This is a genomic window from Nostoc sp. DedQUE09, assembly GCF_034530915.1.
GTDB lineage: Bacteria > Cyanobacteriota > Cyanobacteriia > Cyanobacteriales > Nostocaceae > Nostoc.
This window is the reverse complement of sequence record NZ_JAVRCE010000091.1, coordinates 1-25,828: the sequence shown is the minus strand read 5'-3', so window position 1 is coordinate 25,828 and position 25,828 is coordinate 1. Positions and strand designations below refer to the sequence as shown.

General features: G+C 41.2%; 19 protein-coding genes and 1 pseudogene. 11 read left to right on the top strand and 9 right to left on the bottom strand.

Annotation, left to right across the window (positions count from 1 at the left end):
- Positions 1-325 precede the first annotated feature (325 nt).
- Positions 326-1,258 carry a lysylphosphatidylglycerol synthase domain-containing protein gene (locus tag RMY27_RS33000; protein ID WP_322669018.1) on the bottom strand — a complete coding sequence of 311 codons (933 nt, stop codon included), beginning with the start codon at positions 1,256-1,258 and terminating at the stop codon, positions 326-328.
- Positions 1,259-1,442: 184 nt separating this feature from the next.
- On the opposite strand from RMY27_RS33000, the pseudogene RMY27_RS32995 reads away from it, so the two are divergent.
- The 3 genes and pseudogenes from RMY27_RS32995 to RMY27_RS32985 all read left to right on the top strand — a co-directional run.
- Positions 1,443-1,583, top strand: a pseudogene (locus RMY27_RS32995) (esterase family protein); the annotation flags it as partial.
- Positions 1,584-1,631: 48 nt separating this feature from the next.
- Positions 1,632-3,302, top strand: coding sequence for a phosphatidylglycerol lysyltransferase domain-containing protein (locus RMY27_RS32990; protein ID WP_322669017.1), 1,671 nt, complete (start codon positions 1,632-1,634; stop codon positions 3,300-3,302).
- A gap of 343 nt (positions 3,303-3,645) precedes the next feature.
- On the top strand, positions 3,646-5,037 hold the full coding sequence (locus tag RMY27_RS32985) for a hypothetical protein (protein WP_322669016.1): 1,392 nt from the start codon (positions 3,646-3,648) through the stop codon (positions 5,035-5,037).
- 118 nt (positions 5,038-5,155) lie between these two features.
- On the opposite strand, the gene RMY27_RS32980 is transcribed toward RMY27_RS32985, so the two are convergent.
- Both RMY27_RS32980 and RMY27_RS32975 read right to left on the bottom strand, forming a co-directional pair.
- The gene (locus tag RMY27_RS32980; RefSeq protein ID WP_322669015.1) at positions 5,156-5,686 is read right to left on the bottom strand and encodes a hypothetical protein; all 531 of its coding nucleotides are present in this window, start codon (positions 5,684-5,686) and stop codon (positions 5,156-5,158) included.
- 37 nt (positions 5,687-5,723) lie between these two features.
- Entirely contained in the window at positions 5,724-6,332 is a 609-nt protein-coding gene (locus RMY27_RS32975) for a site-2 protease family protein (protein WP_322669014.1), read from the bottom strand.
- Between the two features lie 758 nt (positions 6,333-7,090).
- On the opposite strand from RMY27_RS32975, the gene RMY27_RS32970 reads away from it, so the two are divergent.
- Together RMY27_RS32970 and RMY27_RS32965 are read left to right on the top strand one after the other, a co-directional pair.
- Positions 7,091-7,372: a DUF4212 domain-containing protein gene (locus RMY27_RS32970; protein ID WP_322669013.1), complete on the top strand. Its 282-nt coding sequence runs from the start codon at positions 7,091-7,093 to the stop codon at positions 7,370-7,372.
- 9 nt (positions 7,373-7,381) lie between these two features.
- Complete coding sequence (locus tag RMY27_RS32965; protein WP_322669012.1) at positions 7,382-9,052, top strand: sodium:solute symporter family protein; 1,671 nt, start codon at positions 7,382-7,384, stop codon at positions 9,050-9,052.
- 61 nt (positions 9,053-9,113) lie between these two features.
- On the opposite strand, the gene RMY27_RS32960 is transcribed toward RMY27_RS32965, so the two are convergent.
- The 3 genes from RMY27_RS32960 to RMY27_RS32950 all read right to left on the bottom strand — a co-directional run bounded on the left by RMY27_RS32960 (position 9,114) and on the right by RMY27_RS32950 (position 11,312).
- Positions 9,114-9,974, bottom strand: a complete 861-nt coding sequence (locus tag RMY27_RS32960; RefSeq protein WP_322669011.1) for a tetratricopeptide repeat protein — start codon at positions 9,972-9,974, stop codon at positions 9,114-9,116.
- A gap of 239 nt (positions 9,975-10,213) precedes the next feature.
- Entirely contained in the window at positions 10,214-11,134 is a 921-nt protein-coding gene (locus RMY27_RS32955; RefSeq protein WP_322669010.1) for a ribonuclease D, read from the bottom strand.
- Positions 11,112-11,312 carry a hypothetical protein gene (locus RMY27_RS32950; protein ID WP_322669009.1) on the bottom strand — a complete coding sequence of 67 codons (201 nt, stop codon included), beginning with the start codon at positions 11,310-11,312 and terminating at the stop codon, positions 11,112-11,114. The genes RMY27_RS32955 and RMY27_RS32950 overlap by 23 nt, the downstream gene beginning before the upstream one ends.
- A gap of 413 nt (positions 11,313-11,725) precedes the next feature.
- On the opposite strand from RMY27_RS32950, the gene RMY27_RS32945 reads away from it, so the two are divergent.
- On the top strand, positions 11,726-12,184 hold the full coding sequence (locus RMY27_RS32945) for a BON domain-containing protein (RefSeq protein ID WP_322669008.1): 459 nt from the start codon (positions 11,726-11,728) through the stop codon (positions 12,182-12,184).
- Between the two features lie 449 nt (positions 12,185-12,633).
- On the opposite strand, the gene RMY27_RS32940 is transcribed toward RMY27_RS32945, so the two are convergent.
- A complete protein-coding gene (locus RMY27_RS32940) occupies positions 12,634-13,455 on the bottom strand; it encodes a carbonic anhydrase (protein WP_322669007.1) in 822 nt (273 codons plus the stop codon).
- Between the two features lie 666 nt (positions 13,456-14,121).
- Here RMY27_RS32940 and smc point away from each other — a divergent pair.
- On the top strand, positions 14,122-17,880 hold the full coding sequence (gene smc / locus RMY27_RS32935; RefSeq protein ID WP_322669006.1) for a chromosome segregation protein SMC: 3,759 nt from the start codon (positions 14,122-14,124) through the stop codon (positions 17,878-17,880).
- A gap of 58 nt (positions 17,881-17,938) precedes the next feature.
- Complete coding sequence (locus tag RMY27_RS32930; RefSeq protein WP_322669005.1) at positions 17,939-18,937, top strand: PRC-barrel domain-containing protein; 999 nt, start codon at positions 17,939-17,941, stop codon at positions 18,935-18,937.
- Positions 18,938-19,522: 585 nt separating this feature from the next.
- Here RMY27_RS32930 and RMY27_RS32925 read toward each other — a convergent pair.
- Complete coding sequence (locus RMY27_RS32925) at positions 19,523-21,490, bottom strand: EAL and GGDEF domain-containing protein (protein WP_322669004.1); 1,968 nt, start codon at positions 21,488-21,490, stop codon at positions 19,523-19,525.
- Positions 21,491-21,763: 273 nt separating this feature from the next.
- Between RMY27_RS32925 and RMY27_RS32920 the strand changes: the two genes are divergently transcribed.
- Positions 21,764-23,488, top strand: coding sequence for an ABC transporter ATP-binding protein (locus RMY27_RS32920; RefSeq protein WP_322669003.1), 1,725 nt, complete (start codon positions 21,764-21,766; stop codon positions 23,486-23,488).
- 64 nt (positions 23,489-23,552) lie between these two features.
- Here RMY27_RS32920 and RMY27_RS32915 read toward each other — a convergent pair whose 3' ends face one another.
- Positions 23,553-25,010 (bottom strand): protein adenylyltransferase SelO, encoded by a 1,458-nt coding sequence (locus RMY27_RS32915; protein ID WP_322669002.1) that lies wholly within the window; start codon positions 25,008-25,010, stop codon positions 23,553-23,555.
- Positions 25,011-25,110: 100 nt separating this feature from the next.
- Between RMY27_RS32915 and RMY27_RS32910 the strand changes: the two genes are divergently transcribed.
- Together RMY27_RS32910 and RMY27_RS32905 are read left to right on the top strand one after the other, a co-directional pair.
- Complete coding sequence (locus RMY27_RS32910) at positions 25,111-25,323, top strand: hypothetical protein (protein ID WP_322669001.1); 213 nt, start codon at positions 25,111-25,113, stop codon at positions 25,321-25,323.
- Positions 25,324-25,501: 178 nt separating this feature from the next.
- Positions 25,502-25,714 (top strand): hypothetical protein, encoded by a 213-nt coding sequence (locus tag RMY27_RS32905; RefSeq protein ID WP_322669000.1) that lies wholly within the window; start codon positions 25,502-25,504, stop codon positions 25,712-25,714.
- The last annotated feature ends 114 nt before the right edge of the window (positions 25,715-25,828 follow it).

Genomic DNA, 25,828 nt, shown 5'->3' with positions numbered 1-25,828 from the left:
TTGACTGATACGCTTGTAAATTAAGGACTTTTAGGGAATGAAACAGCCCTGCCTTGTAAAGGGGGGAAACAAGAAAAATCCGGTTCCCTCCCCTTTGCAAGGGGAGGGTTAGGGTGGGGTAAAACCCTGGTTAATCAGCTATTTCAGACTTGTGTGTACACCGTAGCCCCTTTATAAGGGGAGGGTTAGGGTGGGGTAATTCGAGAACTGGTAGTGATTCGATAACTTGTGTGTACACCGTCACCGATACTTTGGGGAGAGGACACAAAACATAGCTTTGGCGGGGTGTGGTTCTTATCTGTGATTCATGCAAGAGTTCTATTTTTTAATTCCCCTTTCTAAATCTAATTTCATAAAGTCCTAGTAAACCTGCTGCTACTAGCAAAGGTAAGAAATAATAGACTCCCCGATAAGCTAACATTGAACCCAAAACTGCCGCCGCCGAAACTTTTGAAGAGAGAATCAGTAAAATTATAGTTTCAAATACACCCAAACCACCGGGGACATTACTAACTACACCTGCAAACATCGCTAGTAAATAAATCCCCAAAAAGTCTAAATATGACAAAGATATATTGCTAGGAAGTAAAGCATAAAGAACTGCTGCTGCAAGAATCCAGTCAAAACTAGAAATTGCTATTTGAGCCAGAGATATTTTAAAAGAAGGAAATCGGAATTCATGTCCACGAATTATTAATGGTTGCTTGATAAAAATACTTCCTAGTAAATAAGCTGCAACTAATAGCAGAAAAATTACACCGATGGGACGCACAGTAGCAAAAGTTAAATGTAATTGAGTGGGAATCTTCAGGGGATTGATGATAAATAAGAAACCTGCAACAGCAAACATCCCCAACCAAAAAGTAAAATTGGCGAAAGCAATTACTTGAGCGATCGCAACTGCTGACACTCCCCAACTAGCATAAAATCGATAACGGATAGCACTGCCAGTCAGCAAGGCAAAACCGATGGTATTACTAAATGCAGAGCTAATAAAGTTAGTGAAAGCTATCTTATTCCAACTTAGAGAACGATTAATGTAATTAAAACCTAAGATATCGTACCCAATCATCACTACATAGCCCAAAGCTGTCAGCCAAATTGCCCAACTTAAGCGACTTTTGGGAATAGCAGCTAAAGAATTGAGAATATCACGATAATTATACTCACGTAATTCGCTAGCGATCGCCCACAGGGAAAGCACTAACAGCAACAAGCCAAACAAAGAACTGAAATTGAGTCGCAGCTTTTTAAGCATCATGAAGAAACTTATTCTAACTCTTGACTTTTAATTTACAACCAGTCGCAAAGTTTCCATCCTGTTGACACAGCATCGACATATCATTTGCATAAGATTTTGAAGGCAAGCACCGATTACCCCATGCTCAATTTCCTTCAAAGATGAACTACAAACAATCTAAAATTCTCTTGCTATTTTCAGTATTAACGACGTATTTTATGCATTTCCTGGAGGTCATGGTTTGTCTGGTGCAGATGTAGGCTGGAACTACTTTCACAAACATCTCAAAGATTCACTCACCTATGTCGGAGAACAGTTTAAACAATTAGGAGTTAAGAGTTAAGAGTTAAGAATTAAGAGTTTTAATGCCAAAACAAATGACAAATGACAAATGACAAATAATTTAAAAACTCAGATTGGACTTTGGAGTGCAGCTTTCCTAACAGGTTTAGTCGGAGTAGTAAATTTATTATCAGCAGTGACACCTAACCTGTATGGGCGGACTCACTGGTTAAAGGAATTTTTACCATTTGAAATTCGTGCCAGCGGTCATATATTTGCAGCATTGACTGGGTTTGTTTTATTAACACTTGCTACTAATTTATTACGCCGTAAAAGAATAGCCTGGTTACTTACTATTGGTTTACTAATAATTTCCATTTTCAGCCATTTGCTGAAGGGACTGGACTATGAAGAGAGTCTACTCTCTGGAGTTTTGCTGCTGCAATTAATCTTGATGCGCCATTATTTCACGGCGCAATCAGACCGTCCTTCCATTGCACGGGGAGTCAGAGTGCTGATAGGCGCTTTATTATTTACTCTGGCATACGGAACTATTGGATTTTACTTGTTAGACGGCAAATTTTCAGAGAATTTTAATTGGCAAGAAGCGATAGTTCAGACTTTGGCAATGTTCTTCACCAAGGATAATTGGGGACTGCAACCAAAGAGTCGATTTGGAGAATTTTTTGCTAATTCTATCTATGTTATTACCGCAGGTACTATTACTTATGCAATGGTAATGCTCTTGCAACCTGTGTTTTGGCGCAATCTAGCAACTACAAATGAGCGACGAAGAGTTAAAGAAATTGTCGAACAATATGGATGTTCTTCTTTAGCAGCGCTCACTCTCTTAAATGATAAAAGTTATTATTTCAGTCCTTCGGGTAATAGTGTAATTGCTTATGTTCCCAAAGGACGGGGTGCGATCGCCTTAGGAGATCCCATCGGCCCCATTGAAGACCGCAAGGAGACAATTATTGCTTTCCAACAGTTTTGCCAGCGTAATGACTGGTATCCTGGCTTTTACCAAACTATGCCTGATGATGTTGAGCTTTACAAGTCATTGGGGTTTAAGGTACTCAAGATTGGAGAGGAAGCGATCGTTGACTTAAAAAGTTTTACCTTACAAGGTAAAGCCGGTAAAAACTTTAGACCATCAATCAGTCGTTTAACTAAACTAGGATACCAAATTGACTTTTACCAACCACCCATCGCCAATGATTTATTGCACCGACTCAAATCTGTGAGTGATGAGTGGCTGAAAATGGTACAAGGTTCAGAAAAACAATTTTCTTTGGGTTGGTTTGACGAAGCTTACCTGCGAGAGTGCGAGATTGCTGTGGTGCATAATCCTGAAGGTAACATCAGCGCCTTTGCCAACATTCTCCGCGAGTACCAACTCAACGAAGCGACTATTGACATGATGAGACATCGCTCATCTCTTGAAAATGGCACAATGGACTTTCTATTTATTTCTCTGCTTCAACATTTTAAAGAGGGTGGCTACGACAGCTTTAATTTCGGTCTTTCTGCCCTTGCGGGAGTTGGAGAGAATCCAGAATCGCGTCGCTTGGAGAAAGTATTGCACTATCTTTACGGGCATTTGAATCGCTTCTACAATTTCAAGGGACTGCACGCCTACAGAGAGAAGTTCCGTCCCCGTTGGGAACCACGTTATTTGGTTTACCCCAGTTTAGCTGCCTTACCAGATGTAGTTGTAGCATTGATTCGCGCAGATTCAGGCGATCGCCTTTTCGATTATTTCAAACCCGGAGCCTAAATATAGGAAAAAATAATGGGCGCAAAGGTTAGAAAGCATCTATTCTGGCGTTCCGCAATACCATAACATCTCATTACAGGGCGATGTCTATCACAGGCTACGCCTACACAACTTAGCCTTTGTATGATACAATTGTACTATAAATATCTGGTGAGTATGCAACGCAAAGTTTACCAGGCGATATTAGCTAGTTCGTGAATGCGATCGCGAACACATAATATTATTTGTGTGGTATATGCCAACTTTAGTATTTTGGCATCAATTTATTGTGTGTTTGCCCTTCAATTTTCCCCGATTTAACAGCCTTTAAAAGATTCTTGACCTTTATCTGGAAGGTAGCAATATGACGAATAATAAAATTTCTCTAGTAGAGCTAATCAAAATTTTTGCACAATATCGCAACAATATTATCGTCAATATCAAGCACCTGCAAGAACATTATCAAAGAACAGGTATCAAGCGCGTTAAAGGTGTGAGAAACGAAGATGGAGAACTGCTTCAGCCTTGGTTGCGAACAGAAAATATAGATAATGCTGAGTATGTTGGTATGGGCGATTTTCAGTTTAATCGCAATACTGCTACTATCAATATGCTCATCAAACGTCAAGTTAAACTTGCCAAAGTTGAAGACCAAACCCCCGCTATTGAGGTAGCAGGTTTGCTAGTAAATGACCTCAATAGCTTTAAGAATTACACGATTGTCAGTGACGGCAAAATAAACGTCAAGTCCTTACAAGTCAAAATCAGCAGTAAAAAAGCCTTTGACTTGCTCAAAGAAAAAGGTGTGTTGAATGCAGAAGAATTTGACTTCCGTGCTGAACATACCATTCAATTAGATAACTTGCCGCTTGTAGCTGCAAATAGTCGTTACAACAGCATTGATGGACTATTCAATCAACTCGCAGAAATTAAAGTACTTACTAGTATTATTTCTGCTCACTTAAGAAAGGAGTCAGATTTATTTGTAGCAGGACAATTAGATGAATTTAAAAAGCACTATCTGTCTAAAAATATTTACATCAACTTCCCTACAACTAATGAATACACAGACATCCATGAAGCTCTAGCTAATGGTACTCTTGACTCAAGATTGAGCTATAAAATCGACATCGGTAGTCAAGATATTCTGAACCTGAGTAAGTTTCCCTCTGCAAACAAATTTCTGAATAGAATGTATCGTCTATATGATAAATTCACTGGAGAAATTATCATCAAGCCGAGTTTTGAGATGGCATTAAATGAAAATCTTGCTTTTAGGCACAGGCTACTATCATCACGTACCAAGATTACGAAAGTTGACGAGTTGATGAAACCAATTTTTGATGATTTTCTTGGACTTGAGCCAAATGGCATAGTCGTAGATATTCTTAAGAAAGTTGGTGCTGATAGTTTGGCGCAGTTATTGCAAGAGAAACAAGCTGGTAAGCAGATCGGCAAAGAGGAAATGGTTGGAGCTTTAACGGCGGCAAATAACAAGCTAGAACAATATGTAGAAAATATCTACCAAGATAAGATTTATCCTTTGGTATTTTACATTGGTTGTACTGGAGTATTGCCAGAAGAAATGGAAGCCAAACCCATGACTGCTGAAGAAGCTGCTGCTAAATACCCAAATTTGCAATTTTCTAAAAATGAGCAAGAAGGTACTTTTTTTGCAGTTGGTGATAGTATTATCAGCATTTATGCCAAAACTGAATATTTCAGCAAACTTATCTCTGCCGGTGTAGACGATTAGATTGGATATACAAATCTTATTTTATTTGTATATGCAACCAGTAGAACCCCGACTTCTTTGGGAAGTTGGGGTTCTTGTTTTTCATAGATGATTTAGGATTGCTATATAGCAATTCTAATTATGGCTTTCCTAAAATACAGCTACTTGGGACGATCGCAGAAGAAATTGGACTTGTGGATGAAGTCATCGTTCCAATAAACGTACATATAATCTGTAAAGATAGTAAGAAAAAAACACTGTAGTAAATAATTTTTAAATCTTTATTAATGATTTGGAAATAGCGCTCTACAAAAGAAGAATAACCTGCAATCCCCACAGAACCAAAGCTTCCAACAATCAATAATCTCATCAATAATTCAATGGCAGAAGTAAAAGGCGATCGCTCCTGATCCAAACAGGTCATAGAATTACCTTTTTCAATTACAAAACTGCCTACCACAGAGTTAAATAACCCTGATTGCACAGCCATTAATTGTTGACTTATTTCTTGAGGATATTTGACTAAATTATTATTTATAGAATGCCAGTTATTACTATATTGATATACAGATAATGTACTCGCCATTGATTCTCCAGATGGTAGAAGTACAGCAGCAATACTCAAGGCAATACTAGTAGCAGCAACCACAACTTTTTGCTTGATTTTCATTTAAATTTTCCTTTGCTTTAACCTAAAATTTTGCTACTTACATCCCCAATCCTGACTGGATAAATAAATCAGCAATCCTACCAAGTCCTATACCAAAACCCGGAACTATAAATAGAACCATCATGGCAAAAAGTCCGAATTGGGTATATTCCAATGGCTTTAGCTGAGGAAAAATCTCACTGAAGACATGAAAGCCATCGAGTGGTGGAATTGGTAGTAGATTAAACAGAAATAAGGTCAAATTTATCCGAGCTGCTAGGTAAATAAATTCGGCACTGAATAGTCCTGAAAGACTCAAATTAGCGAGAATTTTAAGCATCATAATAAATAAAATACCTAAAGCCAGATTTGATAATGGCCCAGCAGCGGATACCAAAATATTGCCTAGCTTACCTGAGCGAAACTTAGATGGGTTGACGGGCATTTGTCCCCAAGCTATACCCATGAGACAGAGAAAGATGAGCGATTCTCTGCCCATGTGAACTACAGGATTAAGCGTCAGATGACCAGTTTGTTCTGGAGTGTTATCTCCTTGACTCATCGCAGCCCAGCCGTGAGCAAGTTCATGCAAAGTGATGGAAAATATGACAATTACAACGATTCTGAAAAAATGAATCGGGTTTGTGATTAGTGTTTCGATAAACATATATTCTGGCTTGTGGTGTGGTTAAAGCTGAAATCCGCGCTTTCTGAAGACACGCAGGAAAAAGTTACCCAATTTAAAAACTGCAAACCTTGAGAATCAAAGTTGCTCACAAATAAATTAAGTAAGTTATTTTTGCGTGGCTTCCAAAACTAGTTAAAAAATCTATGGAGATGTTGGTTATTGAGAATAAAGCGAATCAGTTGCTTGAAATCAGCTTTTTCTCACCATAATGATATAAGTTCTCATCTATACCTGCTGCAATGCATCGGAAAGCTGAGTAACACAGTGTTTGTATAATAATTTACTATATTGTAGTAATGCTCCATGTATGTAATAATAAGCTAGTTATGTCAATGTTATTAAAACTACACCGTAAAAGCCCATAGTAATTGTTCGTATATTTTTTAAATTAACTTTACTCACTTTTTGGCTCGTCAATTACTTATATATCTGCGAAAGCTCAATTTAGAGAATTTAATGGTAAAAATTCCTAGTAAAGTTACGTAATATATATTAAAAATTATGTATATAAATTATCGTATTGCTAATGAGTTATTGGATGTTTCAGCTTGAGCGAGCAATATTTGTTCATAACTGACCATAGGTTAATTATCAGCTAGCCATTATTTGGTTGTATTTGATACTTTCAAAGTAAATATTATTTACTAAATAATTTAAAAATTAATACAGTTATTAGAAGGATATTAACGGCTTGTTGGTATTATTTTGATGCACCAACGCAATGATGATGAACAACAATGGATGAAGATCAGCGCCGTTCTTATTGGCGTGCTAATACTACTTTAATTCGTAATCTTTTAATTGTCTGGGCATTGGTTTCCATAGTTTTCAGTATTTTGTTGGTTCAACCTTTAAATGCGATACGGTTTTTTGGCGTACCCTTTGGCTTTTGGATGGCGCAACAAGGATCAATCCTGGTATTTGTAGCCTTGATTTTCATTTATGCCTTCCAAATGGACAAGCTAGACCGCAAATACAATCCCAGCAAGCAAGACAACAAATACAATCTCAAGAAGTGAGGAAAAACCGTGTCAGTTGAAATTTGGACTATTGTATTAGTTGGACTTTCCTTCGTCGCCTACATTTATATTGGTTGGCAATCACGAGTCGAAAATAGTAAAGATTTCTTTATAGCAGGTCAAGGGATACCTTCAATTGCTAATGGGGCGGCTACCGCCGCCGATTGGATGTCCGCAGCTTCGTTTATTTCAATGGCGGGGCTGATTTCTTTTTTGGGCTACGATGGTTCTATTTATTTAATGGGCTGGACGGGTGGCTATGTACTGCTAGCATTATTACTGGCCCCCTACTTACGGAAATTTGGTAAGTATACAGTGCCAGATTTCGTAGGCGATCGCTACTACTCTAATATCGCCCGTTTGGTGGCAGTAGTTGCAGCCATTTTCATCTCCCTAACCTACGTTGCTGGACAAATGCGGGGTGTGGGGATTGTTTTTAGCCGCTTCCTACAAGTAGATATTAATACAGGCGTAATCATCGGTATGGTGATTGTCGGCTTTTTCTCTGTGTTGGGGGGGATGAAAGGCATTACCTGGACACAAGTAGCACAGTACTGTGTGTTGATTTTTGCGTACCTGATTCCAGCGATCGCGATCGCCTGGTTTCTCACTGGTAATCCTATTCCCCAACTAGCATTTACTTTCAGTGATATTGGAGAAAAACTCAATCAAATTCAGGTTGACCTGGGTTTTAAGCAATATACTGAGCCATTTGTGAACAAGTCGATGCTAGATGTGCTGTTCACCACCATTGCTTTGATGGTAGGCACGGCTGGCTTACCGCATATTATCGTCCGTTTTTACACAGTAAAAAGTGTGCGTGCAGCCCGCTTTTCTGCTGGTTGGGCACTGCTATTTATTGCCATTCTTTATACAACGGCTCCAGCCCTGTCGATGTTTGCCCGCTACAACTTGATCGATTCCCTGCACAATAAGACAGTTGCAGAAGTGCAGCAGCTAGACTGGGCGACGAAGTGGGAAAAAACTAAACTTTTGGGTTTTGATGACATAAATAAGGATGGGCGTTTCCAGTTAACTCCAAATAAAGACACTAATGAAATAAAGATCGACCCAGATATCATTGTGCTTTCCACCCCAGAGGTAGCTAAACTGCATCCGTGGGTGATTGGCTTGGTAGCGGCTGGCGGTTTGGCAGCTGCTTTATCTACAGCATCAGGTTTATTGCTGGTAATTTCCAGTTCCATCGCCCACGATATCTACTACCGGATCGTAGATTCATCAGCCTCAGAACAAAAACGGGTGTTTGTCGGGCGGATTATGGTGGGCTTTTCCATTGTCCTCGCCGGATATTTTGGGGTGAATCCACCAGGATTTGTGAGTCAGGTGGTGGCTTTTGCCTTTGGTTTAGCTGCTGCTAGTTTCTTTCCGGTGATTTTCTTAGGGATTTTCGACAAGCGCACCAATTCTGAAGGTGCGATCGCCGGCATGTTGACAGGTTTAATTTTTACGATAATCTACATTATCGGCGTTAAATTTGGGGGTATGGAACCCTGGTTTTTTGGGGTTTCTCCCGAAGGAATTGGTACTTTGGGTATGCTAATCAATTTTGTAGTTACCCTAGTGGTTTCTCGCCTAACGCCACCACCGCCAGCAGACATTCAAGCGATGGTAGAAGACCTCCGCAGCCCATTAATTGAAGAATCATTGATTGAAGAATAAGGTATTAGGTAGGTATAGGGAATGGGGCATTTCTCCTTCACTCCCTTATCTCCTTAATCTCCTACTGCCCTGCTTGCCTACTTTGTCCAAGTTCTTGAATGTTTTTCATCACTTGTTGGTATAAGTCGTTGTTACCCTGACTTTGAAAAATGCTTGCTGCTTGTTGTAAGTCTTTCAGCGCTCCTTGCTTGTCTCCATTGGTGGCGCGGGCATTTCCCCGGTTATTGTAAGCAGGGGCAAAGTTAGGGTTGAGGCGAATGGCTTGATTGTAATCTGCGATCGCCCCCTCTAGTTCTCCATTGTTAGCACGGGCATTTCCTCGATTATTGTAGGCGATCGCATATTTCGGGTTGAGCAGAATAGCTTGGTCAAAATCATCTAATGCCCCTTTTTTATCCCCATTGGTGGCGCGGGCATTTCCTCGGTTATTGTAAGCTTCGGCATAGTTGGGATTTAGGCGAATCGCTTCACTGTAATCTTTAACTGCTTCTCTGTTGTTTCCCAGTGAGGCGCGGGCATTTCCTAAGTTATTATGCGCTTCGGCGTCGTTAGGGTTGATGCGGAGTGCTTGATTGTAATCTGCGATCGCTTTTTCCTTGTCTCCCAAATCAAAATAGGCTAATCCCCGCGCGTTGTAAGCAGCGCCATATTGAGAATTTTGACTAATTGCCCTACCGTAAGAAGCGATCGCAGCTTGTAAATCGCCGTTTAAATGCTGATTCTTTCCCTGAAGATAGAATTCCCCACCTCTGGATGCTGTAGCTGAACGACGGCTAGGTGTACTAACTCCTATTTCTGTCACCAAAACATTGTCATTCTTGCTACAAGAAATATTGCTAATTGCTGTCAATGTAGTAAAAATAGCTATAGTAAATACTTGATTTACCTTTGCTCGCTTTTGTCTAAATAAATGCCATCTCATAATTTAATATAAACTGCCATAACACCTGAACGCAATTAGTACCAAAATCTAGATTTTAATTCTTTAACTCAACAGTTATTTTAAGTTTTGATGGACATTTCAAGTCAATTAATAAGTTTACCTGATATTCAATAGCTTTATATAGTTATTTTAAGGAAAACATCTAGTTCATAAAGTATAAAAATTGTCAATCTAGCTTTTTGTTATTGTCATCTCTGTGCTTCTTGAAACTGAACAATTTACTCATCCTCAGTTTCACTATCTTGAGTTTTGGCAGTTAGCCGCCAAGAGGTAGTTTTTTCAATATCTACAGAGAGTTGTTCTAGATTTGCCCCTAAATCTTTTTGGAGTTTCTGAGTTAGTGTGACAGGGAAATCTAAATCAATATCTTGGGTTTGGGCTAGCCTTGCCAATTCTGAAAAAGTAGCTTTGACTGTAGTGCGATCGTAACTAATCAGCTTATGATAAGAAGTTTCAGATATATTCTGAGCTTGCATGGCTTTTTTCATGCGTTCTTGTAAATGCTCAAATTCTGAATTCAACAACTTGTATTGTTGCTCAATTTGTGAATATCTAGTACTTAGTGATATTAAATCTTCTGTGGCAGGTTCGGGGCTAGCTTGGGCTTGTAAACCTAACAAATTTAAGTGGATTTGAGCAAGATAAATACAATCTAAGTAAGCATACTCTATCTGTTCTTCAGTTAGGGGACGTTTTGCCCAATCGCTTGTTTGTTCTTGTTTGTCGATATTATTAAAGCTACAAAGTGCCGTAGCTATGGTTTTGAGTTGGTAATTAGGTAATGGCAAGAGATAGTAAGGGATTTTTTTAGCCATTTCCAAAGTACAAGTAATATTTTTGGCTTTCTTATTACCGAGAAATTTTAGATCGTAACTGGCATTGTGAAAAACTTTTTCAATGGCAGAATTTATCATAATTTTTTCAATAAATTCAGCTATAATATCAGATTGATATAAAACATCTAAAAGGTAGACGCGATCGCCACTCATATCTTGAGGATCATCTAATACCTGAATCAGCGATAATCGGGGATTACGACTTTTATAGTCAGCGACTTCTGTATCTATCCACAATGTTTTAGCGTTTGTATATTCAGCAACAATGGCACGAATTTCGCTAGCCGAAGTAAGGTAGGGCATTGACTAATATTTCCTGATATTTAAGGCATTGTAAGTAAACCATAGTTTTATAAAGTAACATTTTGTTGGTAAGTTTGCTGGCATAAGATTGCAAAAAGGCTGAAGTTTTAAATTCGTCATAGACATCGCCAAATTGACTCAAATCTGATAACATCGAGTCACTACTGTGGAGTGGCATAGTCTACCATCGAAAGAGCTACTCAGCATCCAATACGGTTCGGATAAGCATTTTGAACTCAGAATTACCTTTGGGGAAAAGGTTAAAGGTTAAGGGTTAAAAGTTTTTCCCCCTTTCCCTTTCCCCTTTAACCGAACCGTATTGACTCAGCATCTACATTAAATTCATCGAGAGCCACAGACTGTGTGTAAAGCCATCCTGGTTAGCAGCCGTCAGAAAAATTGAATTGAGATTTCTCAAAACCGGGTGCAAAATCTTAGCTTCAAGAAATCGCCCAAATTTCAATTTTCAGTAACCTGAGCTATTGCTTAAGTACTTTTGCTACTTCACTTTTAATTGTTTTTTTAAATTTGCTCCTCACCATGACACACATCTCAATTAACCGCTTCAATTACTCAATTCAAAGATAAATAATGAAAAAACTAATTGTATTAGTAGTTAGTAGCATTTTGGTAGTTGGTACTTTTGGCTGCCAAGAGGCTCCTAAAACTGGTTCCGAAACTCCTAGCACAACTAATCAAGCCGCTCAAGCACCAGCAAAACCAGCTTCAAACACAAATCAAACTGCCAAAGTGCCAGAAACACAAACTACTCCTTTAGCAGCTAGTACAGGTACTAAAGTTAAAACCGATGCTGAAAAAATGGCAGCAACAAAAGCTAAGAGCGACTTAAAAACTGAAGTTAGCGCCAAGTTGAATCAAGGCTTACCAGGTAACAAGTTACAAGTTGAAAACAAACAGAGTGAAATTATCCTCAAAGGTACAGCTGCTTCTGTTGAAGAACTTAAGAAAGCTGAAACCTTGGCTAAAGAAGTCCAAGGTGTGAAGACGGTGAAGGTAGAAGCAAAAATTGATGCTGTAAAAAAGCCATAAAAGAATAACTGAAGCTTTCAGTTAGCATCAACATGGAAGCCAAATAGAGACTTATACAGATATAAGTCTCTATTTTGACTTGCTTAAATAAAAGTCAGGAATAGGTAGTTAATACCCAATACGCTTCGGTTAACATAATTTGTCTCTCGAAGATCCCTCAACCCCTTTAAAAAGCGGGGCTTTTTCTCCTCTTTATCTCGTTCCCAGTCTGAGACTGGGAATGCCCCTCATTGAGGCTCCGCCTCCCAACTCGCGGCAGAGCCGCCAAGAGTAGCATTTCCAGCCAGAGGCTGAAAACGAGATTTTAAAAGGGTTTTGGCTTAAGTTTACACCACTGAGCAATGCTGTGCCCCTACCGCATGGTTTATTTACCTGAAAATAGCTGTAAGGTACAAAAACCTCACCCTCAACCCTCTAATAGAATGTTTGAAATTCTATATTTTTATCTTTCAACTTCCATTATTTGAACCTCGATAAATTCGCTCCATCTGCTCTGGAGAAAGTCGTCTCATTGGAAACCACTCAAATGGAGAAACAGACTGTTTCTCATAAGGTTGAACATCATCCTGCTGGTTTTGGGGGGAACGCACAGCTAAATTGGTATTTGTAACCTCACCTCTGAACGACTCATCTATTTCTGAATCTGCAAACTCAGTTTGAGGCAAAACATAAGCATGCTTCTGGGGATCGTATGCGAAAACTTCTCCTGTTTCAATGTGATAAATCCAAGCATAAATGCTGAGTTCCCCCTGATAAAGCTTAGAGTGAATCACTGGATATGTCCGCAAATTCTCAATTTGAGTCAGAACATTTTCGGCTATCATAATCTCTAGCAGTTCTTCTCCGTCATAGTGACTGTAGTGGTCTATAACTAGCCTTCGAGTTGCCTCTGCATATTTAAGCCAATCATGTACAAGCGGCATTTCATCGCTGAGATTATGTAACTTCATTAATCCTTTCATCGCACCGCAATGAGAGTGACCACAAATAATAATTTGGCGAATATCTAAAGCTTGAACAGCATATTCAATTGTTGCGCCTTCACCGCCATTACTTGCGCCATACGGTGGAATAATATTACCTGCATTGCGAATGACAAATAATTCACCAACTTGGGCTTGTGTAATTAGATTTGGATCGAGACGCGAATCAGAACAGGTAATAAATAGTACTCTGGGCTTTTGACCATGTGAAAGTTGCTCAAACAATTGTTGATGCGTCGAAAAATAACTAGATTTAAATTCGCGCAGACCTTTAATTAATCTTTTCATTACTAAGTTCTATAAATATTGCAGGGGGTAAGAAACAAACCACAGACAGCAGATTGAGGTAGTAAAGAGGGTTTTCTTTCTATGTTTTTACAATTATAAAGATTATTAATATTATAAATTCATTTGGTGCTTTTAATATCCTCTACCATTTGGCTGAGATGCCTTTTTCCCTCGCTCCCCTCTGTTCCTTAGCAGTCCATATTACCGTATGCGAATGCCTTGAGTCTGTTTTCAAACTAGTTATATCCTGAGATAAAAATACGACGCTTTGTTCTCACTATCAAGCGAGGACGACAGACACAGAACAGATGATTCAAACTATACCAACTAGTTCATATTCGCACTTAAACTCTTCCTAGTTAGATGGTGTCCAGTTGAATACTTGTAATCAGGAATGACGCAAAGACACCCAGACGCAGGGATTTTTAAATTACAAGTAATTAGTCGGACATGATATTATCTGCTCTGGGAAAATTTTGATAGTCAGTTTGCGACATCAAAATTTTCGCCGCACACTGAGCGATCGCCTGCGGTAAGCCTTCTGAGTGAAGCTTGCAGGCTCACCGCAACGCGTTTACTATAATTTTCAATTCTCCGCCTTACCCTCTTGCGAATTCTTAATTAGTTGATACACTTGTTCTTCATTAGCCCAGGGAACCAGCGCCTATGGTGCACATCAAGCGCGTGGAACTTACGAACTTCAAATCCTTCGGTGGCACTACTTCTGTCCCTTTGCTACCGGGGTGTACTGTCATATCTGGGCCAAATGGTTCGGGTAAGTCTAATATCTTAGATGCACTGCTCTTTTGCCTGGGACTTTCCAGTTCTAAGGGAATGCGAGCCGATCGCTTGCCGGATTTGGTAAATAATACTCAAACGGCTAAAGGACGTGCTTCGATTGAGGCTAGCGTCACGGTAACATTTGATTTATCGGATGAAATTTCACACAAAGACGCAAAGGCACAAAGACAGGAAGTCGAGGAAGTAGGGGAAGCAGGGGAAGCAGGGGAAGAAAATCCAAAATCCAAAATCGTTCGACTGAGCGAAGCCGAAGTCCAAAATCGCTCGACTGAGCAACTTGTGCCGAGCATCTCGACTTCTCTGCGAGACGCTACGCGAACGCTTGATGGAACCGGAGCCGAAGTAAGCCGAAGCCCAAAATCGGGAGAGTGGAGTGTTACTAGAAGGCTACGAGTCACTCACCAAGGGACTTACACATCGAATTACTATATCAATGGTGTACCTTGCACGTTAACAGAGTTGCATGGGGAACTAAGTAATCTACGGGTTTATCCTGAAGGATACAATGTAGTACTGCAAGGGGATGTCACCAGTATTATCTCGATGAATGGGCGAGAACGGCGGGAAATTATTGATGAATTAGCTGGGGTGGCGGCGTTCGATCGCAAAATTGTCCAAGCCAAATCAACTTTAGATGAGGTGAAGGAAAAGGAAGATAGCTGTCGGATTATTGAAACGGAATTAACTGCACAGCGCGATCGCCTTTCCCAAGATCGGGCGAAAGCTGAGAAATATCAAAAGCTTCGCACAGAATTTCTAGCCAAACAATCCTGGGAAGCTGTTTTATCATGGCGTTCCTTGCAAGCACAACAAGAAAAGTTAGTTCACGAAATTCAAACAGGCGATCGCAATTTTACTGAACTCACCACCCAACTCACAAACCTAAATTCCCAAATTGTTCAAAAGACTGCTGAACTGGAACAACTCAATGCCCACGTCAAAGCGTTGGGAGAAGAAGAACTTTTGGCGGTACAATCTACCCTCGCCACCCAAGAAGCAGAACGTAAACAACTCCAGCGTCAGCTAACGGAATTACAAACAGCTTCCCAAGAAACTGCCAAGCGTCTGATTCAAACTCAGCAAGAGATTCAAAAACACCATCATTCCCTAGAAGAAATTGCCGAAACACACATTGTAGAGACGCGATTCATCGCGTCTTCCCAGCAACAAAGAAATGAAGCACAGCAATCTCTAGAAACCTCCCGTGAAGCAGCCGCAGAAATCGCCTCGGCTTCAGAAGCCTGGGTGCAGCAACAAACAGCATTCAACCGTCAAATAGAAGCTTTGCTGCAAACTCTAGAACCCCAACGCACGGAACAAGCACAACTCAGAGAACGTAATAATCAGTTACAGCAGCTTATCCAAGAGCAAACCCAGTTAATTGAACGCGACGAACCGCTATTAGCAGAAAAACAAACTCAGTGTAGTGGAGTTGAAACGGAATTTAACACCTCTAGCGAACCCATCCAAAATTTAGCCCAAAATCTCTCAGCTACAGAACAAGAACTGCAAATCCAACAGGAAACTCAAAAACGGTTACTTTCTGAACAACGAGAAAAACAACGCCAGTTGGATAAAATCGAGGCGCAAGCGCAAGCACAGCAAGAAGTTCAAGGAACCCAAGCCAGTAAAGTCATTTTACAATCAGGAATGCCTGGTGTTTGCGGTTTAGTTGTGCAGTTGGGACTGGTGGAACCCCGCCATCAGCTAGCCTTGGAAATGGCTGCTGGGGGACGCTTGGGACATATTGTGGTGGAAGATGACAGCATCGCCGCAGCGGGTATTGAACTGCTCAAACAGAAACGTGCAGGGAGAGCAACTTTTTTACCCCTGAATAAAATTCACGCTCCCAAATTTACTCAAGATGCAACGCTACGTTTTGCTAGCGGCTTCGTTAACTATGCTGTTAACTTAGTTGATTGCGATCGCCGTTACAAAGATGTATTTAGCTATGTTTTCGGTAACACAGTAGTTTTTGCCAACCTTGAAGCGGCGCGGAAAAATTTAGGATTATATCGCATCGTCACCTTAGACGGGGAACTCTTAGAAACCAGTGGTGCAATGACTGGTGGTAGCAACACTCAGCGTTCAGCGTTGCGGTTTGGTACTGGTGAAGCGGCGGAATCTGATGAAGCGATCGCTTTAAAAAGTCGTTTGGTGGATATTGAGCGAATTTTAGAGCGTTGTACTGAAGCGATCGCCACTTTGTCAGCGAGAGCAAAAAAACTGACGCAAGAATTGACAGAAGCGCGTCAAGCACGGCGAGAACAGCAGTTGCAATTGGAGCAGTTGCAGAAAGACATTAAGAATTTAACAGCGCAATTAGAGGGGACGCGATCGCAACTCGCCCAAAACAGCGAAAAATTAGCCACTGCTCAATCTCGATTAGAAATTTTAGAGCGAGAATTACCAGGACAAGAAAATGAGTTGCAACAATTGCGACACGCTTTAGCAGAGTTAGAAGCATCCCAAACCCCCAGTGAATGGCAACAAATCCAGGCAACCATTAAAATCCAAGAGCAACAATTGCAACAACGCGAAACAGCGTTACGTGAAGCTGAACAAAGATTAAAAAATTTAGAAAATCAGCAACAACGTTTACAAGAAAAAATCCAAGAAGCAGAAACGCGAATCACCGAATACGAAACCCAAAAAACCTCTTGTAGAGACGCGATGAATCGCGTCTCCACACAAATCACAACGATAGACGACCAAATCACCCAAACCCGTTTATCGTTAAATCAAATGGAACAAAATTTAGGAGAAGAAAAACAAAAACGCGACGCTACAGAACTGGAAGTGCGATCGCACCTTTTACGTCAACAACAATTGGAATGGGAAATCCAAAAACTCCAAGAAACCCAAGAGAAGCGGCGAGAAGAATTAATTGCATTGCAAACTCAATTGCGGGATGTGGGAGCAGAATTGCCAAATCCCTTGCCAGAAGTTCCAGATAAAGTAGATTTAGAAGAATTGCAGAAAGAATTGCGATCGCTTACCAAACGTTTACAGGCAATGGAACCTGTTAATATGCTGGCGTTGGAAGAATACGAACGCACTCAAAACCGTCTCCAAGAACTCACGCAAAAATTAGAAACACTAGAAGGGGAACGCACCGAACTACTTTTACGGATTGAAAACTTTACCACATTGCGGCAACTTGCCTTTAAAGAAGCTTTCGATGCTGTCAACGAAAACTTTCAATCAATTTTTGCCATTCTTTCCGACGGCGACGGCTTTTTACAACTCGAAAATCCCGAAGATCCCTTTAGCAGTGGACTAAATTTAGTCGCTCACCCCAAAGGTAAACCCGTACAACGCCTCGCTTCTATGTCTGGGGGAGAAAAATCACTTACAGCCTTGAGCTTTATCTTTGCCCTGCAACGCTACCGCCCATCGCCATTTTACGCCTTTGACGAAGTAGATATGTTCCTAGATGGGGCAAACGTAGAACGATTAGCTAGAATGATTAAGCAACAGTCACAACAAGCGCAATTTATAGTTGTGAGTTTGCGTCGTCCGATGATAGAATCAGCCGAACGCACAATCGGCGTTACTCAAGCACGAGGAGCTTACACTCAAGTTTTGGGGATTAAGTTACAATCATCCAATACATCTGCTTGAGTTTTTGTTAATAATAGTGTATAGACAAACCGGATTCGAGATCAGGACTCGGTATAGAATGACCTCCGAACAGATAATTAGACGTTCCGATATATTAAACACTCAGGTGATTACCCGCGACAACGGCAAGCGGCTAGGCATCATCAGTCAAGTCTGGGTTGATATTGATCAACGAGAGGTTGTGGCTCTTGGTTTGCGAGACAGCCTGATCTCCATTTCGGGCATACCGCGCTATATGTACCTCAACAATATCAGCCAGATCGGTGATGTCATCCTGGTTGATAACGAAGATGTCATTGAAGATATCGAAGTTGAATCTCTCAGTAATTTGATTAACTGGGAAGTAATTACAGAAACAGGTGAAGTCTTAGGCAAAGTTCGAGGCTTCAAGTTCAACGGCGAAAGCGGGAAGCTTGAATCTATAGTCATTGCTTCTTTAGGATTGCCCCAAATTCCCGATCAATTTCTGAGTACTTACGAGTTCTCAGTAGATGAAATTGTCAGCACTGGCCCTAATCGATTGATTGTGTTTGAGGGAGCCGAAGAACGGGTAAATCAGTTGACAGTTGGTTTACTAGAGCGCTTGGGTATCGGCAAAGCACCGTGGGAGCGAGATATAGAAGAAGAATATGGCGGCTATGCTCCACCGCGCCAAGTTGCACCAGGTAATCAACTGCCTAGCGGAGTGCCATTACAGCCACCCAGGCAAAAAGTTCGCGCTCCCGAACCCGTAGCGCGGGAAGAAGAATGGAATGAAGACTATGTGGAAGAGGAAAGGCCACAGCGTCAGGTAATGAAAGCGCGGCAGTATGAATCTATTCAATACGAAGAAGATGAGGAAGAAGATAACTGGAGCGAGGCAACTGGCAACGACAGGTATCAACAACCGCAGCCGCTAAAATATGAAGCCAAGCCCTATAACAAGCCTTATGTTGACGAATACGATGATTATGACGACGTAGACGGCGATGCTTGGGAAGATGCGCCAAAGCCTGTGAATATTCCTAAGAAAGTCAAGGAAAGACAGCCAGAATACGAAGAAGAAAGCGGATATTAAGTAATTTGTAATTTTCGGCTTAAATTACGAATTATTTCTTAGATAAGTTCAGCCCTCTCCCTACTTACAAGGAGGGGGCTAATTTTTTCTCTGCCAAAATCCCATCCTGGCAGGAAACGGATTTCGCTGTTGTTCTTGGGGCATCAGCGAATGGCACTAAGAAAAGGTATAGCTGAGTGCTGAGTGCTGAGTGCTGAGTAAAAATCCAGTTTTTTCAAGACTTTGAGCAATCAACACTGTCCTAATCTGTGTGACTACGGCTATAAATTGTTGAGCCAGCAAGAGAGCAGGGGCAATACTTTTGGGTTAAGGGGGAAAGGGGAAAGGGAAAAGGTTTGAATTTACCTTTACCCCTTACCCTTTAACCTTTCCCCCAGACCAAAAAAGAGATTGTTGGGTTTATCCGAAAAGTATTGAGAGCAGGGGAGCAAACAAGATGATGGAGAACTCTTGAGCAAAGTGCTTTGTTGCAAACTCTTTCCCCTCTGCCCCTCTGCTCCTCTGCCCCTCTGCCCCTCTGCCCCTCTGCCCCTCTGCAACCCTTATGCTGCCTACTATACGGCTTAACTTAGTGCCATTCAGGCATCACCACTGAGGATTTGCCATAATTAATGCCGTCGCCTGAGAGCTATCTAATGGATGGGAAAAAAAATATCCCTGCCCATATTCACAGTTCAACTTTCTCAACAGTGCTAGTTGCTCTTCTGTCTCTATCCCTTCGGCGGTTACATCCACACCTAATTTGTGTGCCAATGTAATAATTGTCTGAACAATATCTAAATTTCCATTATCAAAAATGCTTCCGCTAACAAAAGAGCGGTCTATCTTCAACTGATTAATTGGAAAGTGGTGGAGACGACCTAATGAAGAATAGCCCGTACCGAAGTCGTCAATTGCTAACTTAATTCCTAAATTTTTCAGTTGCTTTACCCTGATAATGGCTTGATTATGGTTTTCCATAATTACGCCTTCTGTAATTTCCAGCGTCAAATTCGGTGCGGGGAGTCCAGTGTCTCGGAGAACTTGATTGATGTGCGGCAGCAAGTTTTCTTCACTGAATCTAGTAGTACAAAGATTGACACTAATGGTCAAGGGATACTCAGCCAGATCCCCACACTTAGAGGATAATTGCTCTTGCCACTGCCGTATCTGACGACATGCCTCATACAAGACCCACTGCTCAATAAGGATAATTAGCCCGGTTTCTTGAGCAGTTGACATGAAATACTCTGGCAAAACAATGCCGTGTTTTGGATGTAACCAACGTACAAGCGCTTCAAAACCAGTTATCTTGCCATGACTAAGTGACACTATCGGTTGATAATAAATCCGAAACTCTTGAAGCTCAATGGCTCGGCGCAGCTCGTTAACCAACTCCAAGTGTGCCATTGCTTGAATATGCATATCAGTGTTAAAAATCTCATAGCACGCCCTGCCTTGTGCTTTAGCTCGGTACATCGCAATATCGGCGTCACGCAAGTAATCTTCTGGTTGTTTATAATCTGTTATGCTTAAAGCAATGCCAATACTCGCTGTAGTAGAGACTTCGTGCCCGTCTAGAACCACAGGAAGTGCCAGATTCTTTTGTATTCGCTCAACAACCCCTACTACTTCTAATACATCTCTAATTCCCACTAGCAAGATGATAAACTCGTCTCCTCCGAGCCGTGCAGCTATATCTGTGGAACGCAAGCATTCTTGAAGCCTTTGAGCAACCGTAACCAGTAATTGATCTCCAAATGTGTGCCCCAGGCTGTCATTGATCACCTTGAAGCGATCTAGGTCTAGAAACAAGACAGCAAATAGATAATCTGAATGCCGTTGGGAATAATTGACCGCATCTTCTAAGCGGTTCATAAATAAAGCGCGGTTTGGGAGTCCCGTCAGTACATCGTGAAACGCAAGATGTAGCAGTTGTGACTTGGCTCGTTTATGCTCTGTAACTTCACTCAGCAATTGCTGATTTGCTTTTGCCAGTTCCTCTGTGCGTTTCGCCACTTGTTCTTGTGCTTGTTTAGCTTCGCTGATATTACGCAGCAACCAACGCCAGCCTACCAACTTTCCTTGTGAGTCATACACTGGAGATACCTTGATACTAGCAGGAAAAGGTGTACCCAAACGTGGCTTGATGTCAATTATGCAGTCCTGTATCTGCTGGGAATTATTGATCAGGGAGCTAAATATCTGGTGGTCTTGTTGAGCAATAAACACAATTAATGGTTTACCTACCAGATATTTTTGGCCTATAGAGAGCATAGTTGCTGCTGCATAGTTAGCCTCTAGGATTTTCCCTACTGTATCAGTTACTAAGTAGCCATCCGGTGCAAAATCGAATAATTCTTGGTAACGTTGGCGTTCTATTTCTGCTTCCGCTCTTGTTACCTCTAGCTCCTCCGAGGCAGTCAATAGTTCTTCCACTGCCATTTGGAGTTCATCGAAAGCCTCTATTATTAGCTCTTGTTGTGAGTTCGGTTGAGTTGCTGTACGCTGCCATATTTTCCGTACCCGCGATCGCAATTCCTCTATCTGTTGGCCAAAGTTATCTACATCCATGTTGCTTGAGCTGCAAAAGTATGAAGCGTAAGTGGAAGTAATGCTCAAATCTAAATATCAGTATTAATAAATACTCGAATCCCGTCATCTATAGCAGGGTATACTTTTAATACTTATACTAATACTTATATTAATATTTATACTAATTCTATGTATGTAGATTATTTTGACCTGAACGCTAAAACAGTTTGTAACTAATTAGTAAACTATTCAGAAACTCCCCAAAAACTGCTAGCGTCAAACAAAGTAAAATAGCGCTGTGGATCTTCAAGCTTGAAAACCCGTTCTAATTACTGGCAATTGCTGCCTTATATCCGACTCCAGTGGCAAACCATTACCAAGGGGCTTATTGGTATCTTGGGATACGTGCTAGCGACTTTAGTATTAATTAATCTCGCTGGTAAATTGGCAATTCCCTTTGCTCAAGGTAATGTAGTCGCGATCGCTCAAATAACTGGCAGCTGTGCTTTAGTATTTCTTGTTAGAGGCTTGTTTCAGTCTATACAAGATATGTACATGGCAAAAGCTGCTTTGCAAGTTGCTTTTCATCTCCGCCAGCAAGTCTACGCACATCTTCAAAAGCTAAATCTCAGCTATTTTGAAACGGCAAAAGCTGGTGATTTATCTTACCGCCTCACCGAAGATGTTGACCGCGTTGGCGAAGTGGTAAATAAAGTATTTCACGACTTTATCCCCTGTATTTTGCAGTTGCTAGCAATTCCGATTTACATGATTTATCTGAATTGGCAACTGACATTAGCAACAGTGATAGTTGCGCCACTCATGGGTATTTTAGTTGGCTGGTTTGGCGAACGCTTGGGCAAGTATTCCTTAAAAAGTCAAAATCGCGTGTCGGGTTTATCAGCCATCCTTGCGGAAGTCTTCAACGGTATTCGTTTGGTACAGGCTTTTGCTGCCGAAAATTACGAAATTGCCCGCTTTGGCCATGAAGCAGAACGCAGCCTCAAAGCAAAATACTCAGCCGAACGCCTGAAAGCGATTCAGATTCCCATTGTGGGATTTTTGGAAGCCTTAAGTGCTTTAGCGTTACTGATTGTGGGAGCTTGGCAAATTTCCCAAGGTAACTTGACAGTGGCGAATTTTTTCAGTTATCTGGCGGCGGCAGCGCTGTTAATCGATCCCATTGGTCATACTACTAACAACTACAACGAATTTAAGCAGGGTGAAGCATCAGTTGACCGCGTTTTTGAATTGATGGCAATTCAGCCGACGGTAATCGAAAAGATAAATGCGATCGCTCTCCCCCCAGTCAAAGGCAAAGTAGAATATCGTCATATTTCCTTTGCTTATAAACCAGGTGAACCTGTCTTAAAAGATATCAGTTTATTAGTATCGCCAGGTGAAGCGATCGCTCTTGTGGGTGCTTCTGGTGCTGGTAAAACTACATTTGTGAATCTCTTACCCCGTTTTTACGATCCCGAAGTTGGTCAAATATTAATTGACGGGGTTGATATTCGAGATGTGAAGTTGCATAGTCTGCGGCGACAAATTGGGATTGTTCCTCAAGAAACCATCATGTTTTCCGGGACGATTGCTCAAAATATCGCCTTTGGACAATATATTTTTGACATCAAAGCAGTTAAAGAGGCGGCGAAAATTGCTAATGCCCATCAATTTATTAGCCAACTACCAGAAGGTTATAAGACTTGGGTAGGCGAACGTGGGGTAAACTTATCAGGTGGACAAAGACAAAGAATTGCGATCGCTCGTGCTGTTCTGCTCAATCCCCAAATCTTGATTCTCGATGAAGCGACATCAGCCTTAGATTCCGAGTCAGAAGCACTGGTACAGGAAGCGCTGGAAAGACTGATGGAAAAACGGACAGTATTTATTATTGCTCACCGTTTATCGACGGTTAGAAGGTGCGATCGGATTTTAGTTCTCGAACAGGGACAAATTGTCGAATCGGGAACCCATGAAGAATTATTAGCTCTAGAGCGTCGCTATGCGCGGTTTTATGCCCAGCAGTTTAGTTAGCAGTGGGGGAATGAGGAGGGCAACGAGAATAACCAATGCCCAATGCCCAATTCCCCTTTTTAATTTATCTCCTAGACTGAATTTCCTTGATTAAGTCATAAAAAGGTTGCCAATTATCTTCCTGAGCAATTGGTTCCCAAATGGATTCAATCACAGGTCTTAATAATGCCGTTTTGGGATTATGAACAGCTAGAGTTTGGGCAATTACATTAATGCGATCGCTATCAAAATAATTCAAGATTTTGTGATATGCTATGCACCAATCATCAAAAATTGCTGATGCGCCCGGTACTGGTACAATATCTGAATTATTCATTACAAAACCTGGTTCATCTCGCCATTTAGATGAAAAAGTGCGAGCCATCTCATAAAAGAATTGATGATAACCAACTTGGCTGGCTTTCAAGAATTCAATCGTGAGATTTAAGAGTTCTTCAGCTTGTGGATGTTGCAACTCCACAAAACCCAACTTCTTCAACATCAAAGAACTGTATTCAGCTTGATAATATTCATCAAACCTAGCTAAACTAGTCTCCATATCGCCTTTATTAATAATTGCCTTTAAAGGTTCCTGGAGCATTTCTAAATTTAGCTTGCAAATAATTGGTTGATTACTGTAACAGTAGCGTCCAGAATAGTCAAAATATGCAGCGATAAAGTATGGGTCATAAGTAGGGATAAATGCATAAGGCCCATAATCAAAGCTTTCTCCCGTAATCGACATATTGTCAGTATTCAGGACTGCATGACAAAAGCCAGCCGCCATCCACTGTGCTACTAGTTCTGCAACCCGTTTAACTAATTCGGCGTAAAAGAAGCCATATTTATCTTGTTCAGCACTTAAGTGTCGATAATACTGCTCAATTACGTGGTCTAATAACTTCTGAGTTAAATCTGGGCGCTGGAAATAGTGCAGTCGCTCAAAAGTGCCAAACCGAATATGAGAGCTGCTCATCCTAACCATCACAGATGAACGGGTAGGTGAAGGTTCATCGCCCCGCCAGAGTGGTAAACCTGTTTCAATCATGCTTAGACAGCGCGAGGTACGTACACCCAAGTAGTGCAGTGCTTCCGCAGCCAGAACTTCCCGCACGCCACCTTTGAGCGTCAGCATACCATCGCCACCACGGGAGTAGGGCGTTCTCCCAGAACCTTTAGTGCCAAAATCGTATAATTCGCCATCATTGGCGCGTACTTGCCCGTAGAGAAAGCCTCTACCATCACCCAACTGCCCGTTATATTCACCAAATTGGTAGCCGTGGTAACGCAGTGCTAACAACGGTTTGCGCCCTTGAAATTGGCCAAAGGCTGCGATGAAATCTTCGTCTTTGACTACTTGGGGGTCTAGACCAAAACGGGGCAATAGTTGATCGTTACGCCAACGCAGGAGGTGTTGGGGAAATTCAGCTGCTGCAACCTCATCGTAGTAGTCGCCTCCTAGAGATTCTAAGGCGGTTTCGTAGTTGAGGGAGAGAAAAGGATTGCTAGAATTCTTGTCGTTTGGAGTTTCAGCCAGAGTCATTACGAGCAAAGCTTAATTCATTCTTCCTTTAATACTACCTCTGGCTTCAGCATCATCAGCATAGACGCAAAAAGCGATCCATATCTAAAATCTGGCAACGTTGCTATCAAAATCGGGAGGCATTCTGACACAGAGGCGATCGCTAACCAGGCATTTTCACAGAGAGGCGATCGCTATCTTGCAGGAAATTACAAGGATCTCGGCTCGATACCAGATTGAGGCTCTCGGAGTCCAAAAGCCAGCAGCAGGATTAGTTAATAGTTCGTACACGAAGTTTTGGTCGAGTCACTCTCTACCACTGACTAATTTGTAGTTGTAGCGAACTGCCTGATAAAATCATCAGCAAGAAATTTCGGTTTTGTATTTTTTATTACTAGTAAACTTTACATTCAACCATGCTTTATCTGCCTGAAATTATTCACTAGATAGAGAAAGAAGTTTAGTAATAAAGAGTATTCTTTTGAAAACAAGAATAAGCATTTTTTTTCCAAATGCCAAATAATTTTTTTACACCAGTAGAAGAAAGAGAAAAAATCTTTTGCACAGAACTGGTTCAGTGCGGTGTGTTATATGAAAAAGCGGTTACTGCCGCTAAGATTTTAGCTTCTGGTCAGCCAGATGAGCTTTTGTCGTCTGAAGAGAGAAAAGTTGTTAAAAATGCCTGTGAAAAGTGGTTTGTAAATAATCAGCCCTATAAACTTTGAAGCTTATACACCCGTTTTGGGTTAGGCAACTCAGAATAACTATAACGCTGAAGCTGGCGTAATATCAATTTACATTGAAGTTGCATATAATAGAGCGTCGAGTGTGAGTGAGAC

What these genes read in the sequence shown, in the direction of transcription:
- RMY27_RS32950 (WP_322669009.1), bottom strand. Translation starts at nt 11,312, where the DNA reads ATGCCACTCCACAGTAGTGACTCGATGTTATCAGATTTGAGTCAATTT.
- RMY27_RS32970 (WP_322669013.1), top strand. Translation starts at nt 7,091, where the DNA reads ATGGATGAAGATCAGCGCCGTTCTTATTGGCGTGCTAATACTACTTTA.
- RMY27_RS32925 (WP_322669004.1), bottom strand. Translation starts at nt 21,490, where the DNA reads ATGGATGTAGATAACTTTGGCCAACAGATAGAGGAATTGCGATCGCGG.
- RMY27_RS32955 (WP_322669010.1), bottom strand. Translation starts at nt 11,134, where the DNA reads ATGCCCTACCTTACTTCGGCTAGCGAAATTCGTGCCATTGTTGCTGAA.
- RMY27_RS32960 (WP_322669011.1), bottom strand. Translation starts at nt 9,974, where the DNA reads ATGAGATGGCATTTATTTAGACAAAAGCGAGCAAAGGTAAATCAAGTA.
- RMY27_RS32915 (WP_322669002.1), bottom strand. Translation starts at nt 25,010, where the DNA reads ATGACTCTGGCTGAAACTCCAAACGACAAGAATTCTAGCAATCCTTTT.
- smc (WP_322669006.1), top strand. Translation starts at nt 14,122, where the DNA reads ATGGTGCACATCAAGCGCGTGGAACTTACGAACTTCAAATCCTTCGGT.
- RMY27_RS32930 (WP_322669005.1), top strand. Translation starts at nt 17,939, where the DNA reads ATGACCTCCGAACAGATAATTAGACGTTCCGATATATTAAACACTCAG.
- RMY27_RS32905 (WP_322669000.1), top strand. Translation starts at nt 25,502, where the DNA reads ATGCCAAATAATTTTTTTACACCAGTAGAAGAAAGAGAAAAAATCTTT.
- RMY27_RS32975 (WP_322669014.1), bottom strand. Translation starts at nt 6,332, where the DNA reads ATGTTTATCGAAACACTAATCACAAACCCGATTCATTTTTTCAGAATC.
- RMY27_RS32990 (WP_322669017.1), top strand. Translation starts at nt 1,632, where the DNA reads ATGACAAATAATTTAAAAACTCAGATTGGACTTTGGAGTGCAGCTTTC.
- RMY27_RS32980 (WP_322669015.1), bottom strand. Translation starts at nt 5,686, where the DNA reads ATGAAAATCAAGCAAAAAGTTGTGGTTGCTGCTACTAGTATTGCCTTG.
- RMY27_RS33000 (WP_322669018.1), bottom strand. Translation starts at nt 1,258, where the DNA reads ATGCTTAAAAAGCTGCGACTCAATTTCAGTTCTTTGTTTGGCTTGTTG.
- RMY27_RS32940 (WP_322669007.1), bottom strand. Translation starts at nt 13,455, where the DNA reads ATGAAAAGATTAATTAAAGGTCTGCGCGAATTTAAATCTAGTTATTTT.
- RMY27_RS32985 (WP_322669016.1), top strand. Translation starts at nt 3,646, where the DNA reads ATGACGAATAATAAAATTTCTCTAGTAGAGCTAATCAAAATTTTTGCA.
- RMY27_RS32945 (WP_322669008.1), top strand. Translation starts at nt 11,726, where the DNA reads ATGAAAAAACTAATTGTATTAGTAGTTAGTAGCATTTTGGTAGTTGGT.